Raw genomic sequence first — 10,413 nt, 5'->3', positions numbered from 1 at the left:
GATAATGGCCACCCGGCTACAAGTCATACTCACCTCTGGGAGAATGTGAGTAGACAAAATAATAGTATGAGTCCCAGCCAAGCTTTTAATTAAATTGCGAACCTCAATAATTTGCCGGGGGTCAAGTCCGACGGTGGGTTCATCTAAAATAATGGCTGGGGGGTCATGGACAATGGCTTGAGCAATGCCGACTCTTTGGCGATATCCTTTGGATAGTTTGCGGATAATGACTTTACGCTTATCTTCCAAGTTGCAGCGTGTAATGGCGGCTGTTACCTTTTCGGTGCGATCGCCTGCGGAAATGCCCTTAATTCGGGCGACAAAATGTAAAAACCCCTCCACCGTCATTTCTGGATATAACGGGGGTGTCTCTGGCAAATAACCAATGCGTTGGCGGACTGCGAGAGAATCATCATTAACATCAAAACCAGCAATTCTCGCTTTTCCCTCTGTCGCTGGGAGATAACCGGCTAAAATTCGCATGGTTGTAGTTTTACCAGCCCCATTCGGCCCTAAAAACCCTAAAATTTCCCCAGGTTCGACGCTAAATGTTACATCATTAATAGCTGGGGTAGAACCATAGGTTTTACTGAGATGTTCTACTTCAATCATCTTGATTAGGCGATCGCTCAGATATACAATATCCAATAATCTTAGACCACCTGGTGAATTATCCTCATTGCATTCAAACTATGCAACGTCTCTACAAGGGTTCACCGAAGAAACATATTGCCAAAAAAAGCACAAAAAAAGGTTTGATCACTAACAGAGATAAACCATGATCCAGCAGTTCTGTATGCTTAATAGATAATTAAAATCCGTTCCTGACTGGCAAGAACGGTTAAGACAGGCGCTACCTGAATTTATAAAAAATTGAAAGGGATAAATAACAATTTATTTACCCCCATCTTCAAAATCTGCTAATGCGTAAGCAAACTCACTAAAAGCTGTTTTAATTAAAACTTCTTTCATGCTTCTTTCCAGCCGGGAGTTGCGGATGAGTTCTGCTAACTCTATAAACAGTACAGAAAACATATAACGGTCTTGGCGGTCAACTTGTTTTAAGCCAGAGAAGATAAAATTATAAAGTTCAGTCTGTCTGGCTTTAGTCTGTTCGTCCCATATCTGAAAACCAAGTCGGAAAGTTTTTAAGCGGATCTCATTACTGTTGTAGGACGTATCTTTGTAGCGAATTGATACGCGCTGAGGTATGTCCATAATTTTTTAGAAATGGAGGGGTTTGATATAAAATCTTATTCATCTATTTCTTGGTTAATCCGGATAAAAACTATTAATATTTGGTTCTATCGTATTTGTTATGTTATGTTAGCATTCTGCCAAAGGGAACTGCCAGAACTGTTTTGCCAAATCCAATTTATCATATTTTGTAGAATGGCTATCCTGCCTGTTATTGGTGATTAGCAGGCAAGATGCCAGCACCACGAGAATTTGAGGATATCTTTTATTTCTCAGTCCCTGACGGAGTTTGCAGGGTTGGCTAACTTCTAATTAACCCCCATCAAAATTAAAAATCATCGTCAAATCCGCCATCAAATCCGCCACCTCTGCGGTCACGGAAATAAGAACCACAACGGGGAATGATCACACGTCGAGGACAACGCCTTCTGCCTCCACAGAGAAGCTGTTGTTCTTCTGTAGATAGTTCGACAAGCAACTCAGGTTGGATAGTTTGTGCTGACATAATTTTTTACCTCACTTACAACATTAGACGATCTGTTTGTAGCAGTGCTTGCGCGATCGCCTAATCATCTAACTATAAGTATTGGTTATTAGTAATTCACAATCCATAAGGTATAACCTATACTCTACCTGGGGTGGGGTAAATTTTTCAACGCAGAGTGGCGCTAAGGTAACGCAGAGTTACGCAGAGTGTTATCTTAGTTACGTTAATCTTTGCGCCCTAACATATTTTGTTTCTTTTAACTACTGGCAAACACTTTGAGCATTGGCTTTAGTAACAGAAAAGGCATCAAATTCGCCTCCATCAAACTCGCCAGTTACGCTTACTTGATCGCCAGCCGATATGTGTCGGGCAGTATTATCTCCACAAATATCATAAGTATCAACTTTGATGGAACGACCATTAGTGTTTAAGCGAAATCCATCTTCCCAAACTCGCTGAACTCTACCAGAAAAGGAATTACCTTGATTTTGAGCAATTGCGGGTACAGATGCCAGAATGACAACGCCAATAAATAGGAATCTTGTGGCAATTAATTTCATGATTTAATTTCTTAATTTTGAGAATTATTAAGAATATGTTATCAAATTCAACTAGATGTCACAATAACCAGTTTCTATCATTGGCATCAGCAGAAATCTATCGGCATGGCCAGCAAAAAGTGTTTTCTCAAAACGGTTGATTGACAGTGGTAGCTTACAAGTTGAGGGATGCTCCTACAGTTTATGCTTTGGAGGGTAGTATTGCGATCGCTGGAGCTTTAGTGCAATGGTTGCGTGACAACTTACTGAAGGATGGTTCACTGTAACTTGTCCACTCTTGCCAGAATTGATCACCGAAGGCGATTCTATAGATGAGTTTTTAGCTAATGTTCAATATGCTTTGGAAGCTGTTATGGAAATGTATGAAGATTTAGGTAAACAACTTCCAGAAGTTTTTGTCACTCGCTTGGAGGTAGCGATTGGGTAAGCTACGAGTGTTATCAGGTCGAGAAATCTGCCAAATTATAGCAGCACATGGCTTTGTAGAAGTGCGGCAACGTTGAATGCTATAATTAAGCAAGTGTAATTTATTTTTCCTATTAAAATATGGAAACAATTGCAATTCAAGTTGATGCTGAAGTAGCTAAAGCTTATCAAGAAGCAGAACCACAAAAACAGCAAAAAATTCAGACTATTGTTAACGAGTTGCTCAAATTAATTATTCAAAATAAATCCCTAGATGACATTATTGAAGAAATGCAGGAACAAGCCAAAGACCGGGGATTGACTCAAGAAATTTTAAATGAAATTCTTCATAATGGATGAATTACGGTTTGTTATTGATACAAACATTTTAGTTAGTGCCATCTTGATTAAGTCATCTATTCCAGATGTGGCATTTAAAAAAGCCAAAAGCTTAGGAATAATTTTATTTTCAAATGCGACTTTTCAAGAAATACAAGAAATTCTCAATCGCTCAAAATTCGATAAATATATTTCTATGAGTATTCGTACTCAATTTTTAGCTAAATTCAAATTTGAATCAGAAGAAATTGACATAAATCAGATAATTAAAGAGTGTAGAGATCCAAAAGATGACAAATTTCTTGAGGTTGCTATTAATGGTAATGCAACTCATATCATTACAGGAGATAAAGATTTATTAGAACTTCATCCCTTTAGAGGAGTTGATATTATTACAGCAACGCAATTTTTAGAAATTTTTTCAGATTGATACATCTGTCAACGTGCATTTACTTCGGCTTGCACTTATGCTAACAGATGTTTAGCCACTTCTGGCTTGCTTTTAGTCAACATTGTGAAGCGATTTTCTTAATACATCGATTTTTATACTGATTGGGTAGGCGATATCCCATATCTAATTGCCCAGGCGTTATAATTGTTTTGATGTCTATTTATGGAAAAATAACCATGAGTTTAGTCATTTCTGATGAAATTGTGCAAGCAAGTGGATTATCAGAACAAGAATTAATGCTAGAATTGATTATCCTTTTATTCCAAAAAAATAATATTAGTATTGGTAAAGCATCTCAACTTGCTCAAATGCCTTTATTGCAATTTCAAACTGAATTAGCACAGAGAAATATTACTATTCATTATGATGAAAGTGACTTGGAAGTTGATTTACTGTTGGAGAATCATGAATGATTATAGGTAATAAATCAGAACCCATTACCCATTAAATATTACCTTTTTGCTAAATATTGATACATCTGCCAACGGGCGTTAACTTCGGCTTGCGCTTGTTCTAAGAGATGTTTAGCAACTTCTGGCTTACTCTTAGTCAACATCTTGAAGCGATTTTCTTGATACATCGATTGTTCTACTGATTGCGTAGGCGATCGCATATCCAATTGCAACGGATTTTTACCTTGATTTTGCAACTCTGGATTATGGCGATACAACAACCAACGTCCTGATTCTACCAGAGATTGTTGATGTTTCATCCCTGTAGTCATGTTGATACCGTGAGCTATGCAATGGCTGTAAGCAATAATCAATGATGGTCCATCAAAAGCCTCTGCTTCCAAAAATGCCTTTAGGGTATGTTCATCTTTTGCACCCAAGGCTACACTCGCTACATAAACATTACCGTAGGTCATGGCAATTAAGCCTAAATCTTTTTTGGGTGCGGGTTTACCACTAGCAGCAAATTTTGCTACTGCTGCTTTGGGTGTGGCTTTGGATGATTGACCCCCAGTATTAGAATATACTTCTGTATCCATGACTAAAATATTCACATTGCGACCACTGGCTATTACATGGTCAATACCGCCAAAGTCAATATCATACGCCCAGCCGTCACCACCGACAATCCAGACGCTTTTTTTCACTAAATAATCAGCAATCGATTTTAAATTTTGGATTTTGGATTTTAGATTGGGTTCAGGAGTGAGTATTTTATGTAACTGTTGTTTGAGTAGTTCTATTCTTTCCCGTTGTTCCCAGATATCAGCTTCCGATTTTTGTTCAGCAGTCAGGATAGAAGAGACGAGTTTTTCATCTAGTTGACTTCCTAATGTTTGCAATAATTCCGCCGCAAATTCAGCTTTTTTATCCAGCGATAAACGATAGCCAAAACCAAATTCGGCGTTATCTTCAAATAAACTATTTGACCATGCGGGGCCTCTTCCTTCGGTGTTGGTTGTCCAAGGGGTGGTGGGGAGGTTTCCGCCGTAAATTGAAGAACAACCGGTAGCATTGGCAATAACAGAGCGATCGCCAAACAATTGTGTTAATAATTTTAAATAAGGTGTTTCTCCACAACCTGCACAAGCACCGGAAAATTCAAATAAAGGTTCTTGCAGTTGTTGTTGGCGAATTTGGTTGAGTTTTAACCGTCTGCGGTCAGGATTGGGTAAACTCAAGAAGAAATCCCAGTTTTGGCGTTCTTGTTCCCGCAAGGGTAGCTGCTGCGCCATGTTAATCGCTTTCTGCAATGGCTGAGATTTATTCTTCGCTGGGCAAATATCTACACAAATGGCGCATCCTGTACAATCTTCTGGGGCGACTTGAATCGTAAATTTTTGATTGCTAAAACTCTTGTCTTTAGCATCAACGAATTTAAAGCTACTGGGTGCATTGATTAACTCATCGGGTTGATAAGCCTTAGCGCGGATAGCAGCATGGGGACAAACCATGACGCACTTACCACACTGAACGCAGACATCAGGTTCCCATACAGGTATTTCTTCGGCAACATTACGTTTTTCCCATTTCGCTGTCCCTGTGGGAAATGTCCCATCTGCGGGTAATGCACTGACTGGTAAATCATCACCATGCCACACCATAATTTCACTGAGGACATCCCGCACAAATTCCGGCGCACCATCTAATAGTTGTGACTTTTGACTTTTGACTTTTGACTTTTGACTTGTTTGGGGGATGTCTACTTTATGCAAATTGGTGAGGGTGTTGTCTACTGCTTGCAAGTTTTTTTGGACAACTTCTGCACCTTTTTTACCGTAAGTCTTTTCGATAGCTTTTTTAATTTTGGTTATTGCTTCTGCTTGGGGTAAAACACCTGCTAACGCAAAAAAGCACACTTGCATAATGGTGTTAATTCTGCCGCCCATACCACTTTCACGGGCGACTTGGTTAGCATTAATGATGTATAATTTTAGGTGTTTATCAATAATTTGCTGTTGTACTTTTGGCGGTAAATTTTCCCAGACGCTATCAGCATCATAAGGACTATTTACTAATAAAATTGCGCCAGAAATCGCATCTTTCAAAATATCTATGCGTTCTAGAAAACCCCAGTGATGACAACCAATAAAATTCGCTTTGTCTATGAGATAAGTTGACCGAATTGGCTGGGGGCCAAAGCGCAGGTGAGAAACTGTCATTGAACCGGATTTTTTGGAGTCGTAGACAAAATAACCCTGGGCGTAGTTGTCGGTTTCTTCTCCAATAATTTTGATAGAGTTCTTATTAGCACCCACTGTCCCATCAGAACCTAAGCCATAAAACATTGCCCTAACAACGTTATCTGCTTCGGTGGAAAAGTTGGGGTCAAAGCCAAGGGATGTGTAAGTAATGTCGTCATTAATACCCACAGTAAAGTGATTTCGCGGTTGTGTTTGGGCAAGGTGATCAAAGATGCCTTTTACCATCGCTGGGGTGAATTCTTTGGAGGAAAGACCATAACGCCCACCAACAACTTTAGGAGTGCTGAGTGCTGAGTTAGAATGCGTTTGTCCTACTTCCCAGGCTTCATGGATAGCAGCGACTACATCTAAATATAAGGGTTCGCCGGCGCTTCCTGGTTCTTTGGTGCGGTCAAGGACTGCGATCGCCTGTACACTGTTTGGTAAGACTGCAATAAATCTTTCTACATCAAAGGGGCGATAGAGTCGCACTTTCACCACTCCCACCTTTTCCCCTTGGCTGTTGAGATAATCGACTGTTTCATGGACTGTCTCACAACCAGAACCCATGAGAATAATTACTCGTTCCGCATCACTCGCGCCGTGATATTCATAGATTTGATAATGTCTCCCTGTAAGTTTCCCAAATTCATCCATCAAGCGTTGGACGATGGTGGGAGTGGCGTTGTAGTAGGGGTTTGCAGCTTCACGGGATTGGAAGTAAACATCAGGGTTTTGGGCTGTTCCTCGCAATAGGGGATGGTCTGGGGTGAGGGCGCGATCGCGATGAGCTAAAATTAGATTTTCGTTAATAAGCGATCGCAATTGCTCATCTGACAATAACTTGATTTTTTGGACTTCATGTGATGTGCGGAAACCATCAAAGAAGTGCATAAATGATATACGTGTTTCTAGGGTTGCTGCTTGGGAAATCAGGGCAAAATCATGGCTTTCCTGCACTGAAGCAGAACACAGCAAGGCGAACCCTGTAGCACGGGATGCCATGACATCACTATGATCACCGAAAATTGATAAGGCGTGAGTAGCGAGGGAACGGGCGGCGACATGAATCACAGCGCTAGTTAGTTCACCGGCGATTTTGTAAAGGTTGGGTATCATTAATAATAACCCCTGGGACGCTGTGAAGGTGGTACTCAGGGAACCGGTTTGTAATGCGCCATGTACCGCAGCAGCAGCGCCGCCTTCACTTTGCATCTGCACGACGCTGGGTATAGTATTCCACAAGTTGGGCTGGTTTGCGGCTGACCAAGTATCTGCCCATTCACCCATTGCGGAGGAGGGAGTGATAGGATATATGGCAATTACTTCGTTTAATTTGTAAGCAACACGGGCAACAGCTTCATTCCCGTCAATGGTTGCAAAGGTTTGGTTCATGTTTTTTGGGTCTTTGTTTGTGGCGGTCGCTTGGTTGCAATAAAATTAAATATATTAATTAGTAGGCAGTTTTTATATATTATGTCTGAGAGATTTTTCTATCTATTTAATATTAGTTATGTACTCAGGATTTCTCACCTTTGGTTGATGCGGGTTTGAGGTGTTTTTTCCTGGTTTATGGGGTGGGGGGATGAGTGTTTTTTAAATGCAGAGGTTCGCTAAGGTAAACGCAAAGATACGCAAAGAGGTTATAATATATTTCTTGGTGTTTGGTAGTTTTGGAAAAGTAGCGATCGCTCTCCATTCTCCACAAGCACAGAAAAGCGATCGCTTCCACATTCTACATACATAAGGGCGATTGCCTTTGGTACTGCGTTCTGCACAATCTCACTTATTTATAAACATGAAAATTTTAATCTAAATTTATTTGCTGTGGTTCTGTTACTATTGCTAATCCTGCTAAAATTTGTCTAATTCTTTCTTGAGATAGTTTACCGATTTTTTCATTTAATAAAGCTTTATCTACCGTAAAAATTTGCGATACATTTACCACACTTTGCCGATCAATATTCGCTTCTCCTAACTCTAGTAAAACATTACCTATTGCCTTAGCTCGTCTCAAATTAGAAGTTAATGCACAAACTATTACGGTTTTGATTTGAGAACTGTTGAGCAAATCATTTTGGATCACCACATAAGGACGGATATAAGCTGGTTCTGAGCCTATTGGTTCTCCCAAATCAATCCAATAAATATCACCTTGCTTAATTACCATTCTTTTTCTTTTAATTGTCCTTGATGGTGTCGCATTGCTGCTAACATAATTTCTTCTGATTCATCTAGTCCATCTGCATAAGCTTCATTCACACTTTCTACTAATTGGCGATCTTTTTTACGACGCAAAAATTCTTCCATTGCTAGAGCAAATAATTTACTGCGAGGGATTTTCATTGTATTGGCTAAAGCGGTTACTTCTTCATACAGTGATTCTTCAATTGAAATAGCTGTTTTGATGCTTGTCATTAAGTTATACTTTTTTTCTGACTGAGGGTATAACCTAATTTTACTTGATCTCTATCATTTACACCACACATCCCAAAAATGTCAGGGTAAAGTGTACACCGTAACTCTACATACAGAAGTGCGATTCCTACCGAGCGCTTTGATATCGTACCTTCCCAAATTCTTAAACAGTGAACTAACAAAGGGTTTACTATGCCAAAAAATATAGAGACGTTGTATGCAACGTCTCTACAAAGCTTAAATCAGATGTATATTAAATTCGGTCGATGTTTAATGATGATGATGGTGATGGTGATTTGCCGCCAACTGGGGATTAACCGCCATAGCTTCTTGATTCATCAACTCAGCAATATGAGCATTTGCCCATTCAGCCGCCATTTCCAAAAATTCTGGCTTGTCGTTAACACAGGCCATCTGGACATAACTCACATCGGGATGCTTTTTCGCCAAAGCATGAATGATGTGGTGTACATCTAATAAAGTTTCGTGGTTTTCTGTTGCAAAGCCAATGGGCATAAAGATGATGGCTTTTGCACCCAATTGAATCAAGTTACTAGCAGCTTGCTCCGCATTTGGCAATGTCCATTCAATTAAAGGGGTGTCATGGTTGAGCCAACCCACAGAAATTAAAGGATAGCGGTTAATTAACTTATCCCGGACTAAATCATATAGTGCCTGACTTTCGGTAATTCCAGAGGTGAATCCTTTGGCTTTGTGGGGACAGCCATGATTCATTAAGACTATGCCAATTTGAGAAGGGAGGTATGCTGCACCTATTTCGGCGCTAATCTTTTCTTCAACGAGATTAGCCATTAAATCAATGTAGGCTGGTTCGTTATAGAACGAGGGGATGTAACGCTGTGCTTTTACCCAATGTTCTTCTCCATCAGGAATATTCGCTAAGGCATTATTAACTTGCTCAACGGCAATTCCACTGGTAAAGATGGAATCGACCACCAATAAGGGGTAAATCAGGATTTTGTCGAAGCCTTGGTTTTGAATTTCTGCGAGAACTTGATCAGGTAGGTAGGGCGCACAGAAGTTAAAGGCTTTGAAAACTTGGATACTATCGCCCCACTTGGCTTGCAAATTCTTTTCAATACCAGCCCGTTGCTGTTCAAAGATGGCATTGTGTGGGGAAATAAAATCATGGTGGGTGTGTCCCCATTCGTGGCGGTCAAATAACGCTAATAGCTTTGCCAAAGGGGGATAAATCCAGGTTGGTACTGGTGCGAATTTTGCAGTCAGTAGATTTAAAGCCTGTTCGTTATAGTTAGCAAAATCTTCATAACTTTCGACTTCACCGTAGCCCATGAGTAAGACAGCTACTCGGTCTTTACCTGATAATGGCTCGTGGGTGTGTTGCTGTTTTTCTGGGGTGGCAACCACAATGATTTCCTCAATATAAATCCATATAAACCAGAGTTGAGAGCCAATTAAGTTAGGGAATAACTTTATTGCTCTGCTAACTCGTAGTTTATTATCCCATCCAGGGGGATAGGGTAGTTACGAAATTAACAATAATATATCAAAAGGCATACTGGGGTTATTACTAGCTACTGAGTATTGGAAAATATATGTTTTGGCAATCTATTTTTCATATCTTATTTGTGTTTATGGGCAATTTTCATATATCCTATAAGGCAGGGTTGAGTAATTGAGTAAATTTATGTTAGGACTCTGTTTACTTTGAATTACTGACAATAAAGTATGATTAAATACAGAAATAGTAAAAAATAACTGAAAAACTGTTAGTACCTAAGATGAATGAGTATAATCATTTGCCCTGGAATTCATGAGCCAGCGCTAACTGAAAACTTCATATCACAATGCTTCTATTCAGCGTCTGATAGCTTAAGTGTAAAAAACAGGGGCAAAATCCTAATTTTTCCCGGACAGAGTTTATTGACTTTATCATCAC

Annotated in this window: 13 protein-coding genes; 4 read left to right on the top strand and 9 right to left on the bottom strand. The window is 39.8% G+C overall.

Translation table 11 applies throughout. The annotated features are described in order from the left end of the window. From VB654_RS21865 to VB654_RS21850, 4 genes are all read right to left on the bottom strand, one after another. Positions 1-612 (bottom strand): ABC transporter ATP-binding protein (locus VB654_RS21865; protein WP_323215914.1); only part of this gene is annotated, 612 nt, incomplete at its 3' end. Between the two features lie 282 nt (positions 613-894). Beyond that, on the bottom strand, positions 895-1,218 hold the full coding sequence (locus tag VB654_RS21860; RefSeq protein ID WP_323215902.1) for a hypothetical protein: 324 nt from the start codon (positions 1,216-1,218) through the stop codon (positions 895-897). A gap of 307 nt (positions 1,219-1,525) precedes the next feature. Then, positions 1,526-1,702 carry a hypothetical protein gene (locus tag VB654_RS21855; protein ID WP_323215901.1) on the bottom strand — a complete coding sequence of 59 codons (177 nt, stop codon included), beginning with the start codon at positions 1,700-1,702 and terminating at the stop codon, positions 1,526-1,528. Between the two features lie 242 nt (positions 1,703-1,944). Next, positions 1,945-2,244, bottom strand: coding sequence for a hypothetical protein (locus VB654_RS21850; RefSeq protein WP_323215900.1), 300 nt, complete (start codon positions 2,242-2,244; stop codon positions 1,945-1,947). Positions 2,245-2,521: 277 nt separating this feature from the next. Here VB654_RS21850 and VB654_RS21845 point away from each other — a divergent pair, with 277 nt between their 5' ends. The 4 genes from VB654_RS21845 to VB654_RS21830 all read left to right on the top strand — a co-directional run bounded on the left by VB654_RS21845 (position 2,522) and on the right by VB654_RS21830 (position 3,852). Beyond that, a complete protein-coding gene (locus tag VB654_RS21845; RefSeq protein ID WP_323215899.1) occupies positions 2,522-2,671 on the top strand; it encodes a hypothetical protein in 150 nt (49 codons plus the stop codon). Positions 2,672-2,790: 119 nt separating this feature from the next. Further along, complete coding sequence (locus VB654_RS21840; RefSeq protein WP_323215898.1) at positions 2,791-3,009, top strand: hypothetical protein; 219 nt, start codon at positions 2,791-2,793, stop codon at positions 3,007-3,009. Beyond that, positions 3,002-3,418, top strand: coding sequence for a putative toxin-antitoxin system toxin component, PIN family (locus tag VB654_RS21835; RefSeq protein ID WP_323215897.1), 417 nt, complete (start codon positions 3,002-3,004; stop codon positions 3,416-3,418). The genes VB654_RS21840 and VB654_RS21835 overlap by 8 nt, the downstream gene beginning before the upstream one ends. A 197-nt stretch (positions 3,419-3,615) precedes the next feature. After that, positions 3,616-3,852 carry a UPF0175 family protein gene (locus VB654_RS21830; protein ID WP_323215896.1) on the top strand — a complete coding sequence of 79 codons (237 nt, stop codon included), beginning with the start codon at positions 3,616-3,618 and terminating at the stop codon, positions 3,850-3,852. 38 nt (positions 3,853-3,890) lie between these two features. On the opposite strand, the gene nifJ is transcribed toward VB654_RS21830, so the two are convergent. The 5 genes from nifJ to VB654_RS21805 form a co-directional block, all read right to left on the bottom strand. Further along, on the bottom strand, positions 3,891-7,469 hold the full coding sequence (gene nifJ / locus VB654_RS21825; RefSeq protein WP_323215895.1) for a pyruvate:ferredoxin (flavodoxin) oxidoreductase: 3,579 nt from the start codon (positions 7,467-7,469) through the stop codon (positions 3,891-3,893). A 248-nt stretch (positions 7,470-7,717) separates the two neighbouring features. Beyond that, the gene (locus tag VB654_RS21820) at positions 7,718-7,852 is read right to left on the bottom strand and encodes a hypothetical protein (protein WP_323215894.1); all 135 of its coding nucleotides are present in this window, start codon (positions 7,850-7,852) and stop codon (positions 7,718-7,720) included. 29 nt (positions 7,853-7,881) lie between these two features. Beyond that, positions 7,882-8,244, bottom strand: coding sequence for a type II toxin-antitoxin system PemK/MazF family toxin (locus VB654_RS21815; RefSeq protein ID WP_323215893.1), 363 nt, complete (start codon positions 8,242-8,244; stop codon positions 7,882-7,884). Further along, entirely contained in the window at positions 8,238-8,492 is a 255-nt protein-coding gene (locus VB654_RS21810) for a ribbon-helix-helix domain-containing protein (protein ID WP_323215892.1), read from the bottom strand. Before VB654_RS21810 ends, VB654_RS21815 begins: the two co-directional genes overlap by 7 nt. A 270-nt stretch (positions 8,493-8,762) precedes the next feature. Beyond that, on the bottom strand, positions 8,763-9,881 hold the full coding sequence (locus tag VB654_RS21805) for a ferrochelatase (RefSeq protein WP_323215891.1): 1,119 nt from the start codon (positions 9,879-9,881) through the stop codon (positions 8,763-8,765). Positions 9,882-10,413: the final 532 nt, after the last annotated feature.

Source organism: Nodularia sp. UHCC 0506 (assembly GCF_034931045.1).
Classification (GTDB): Bacteria; Cyanobacteriota; Cyanobacteriia; order Cyanobacteriales; family Nostocaceae; genus Nodularia.
Note: the sequence above shows the minus strand (reverse complement) of the source record. Positions and strands in the feature narration are given on the sequence as shown.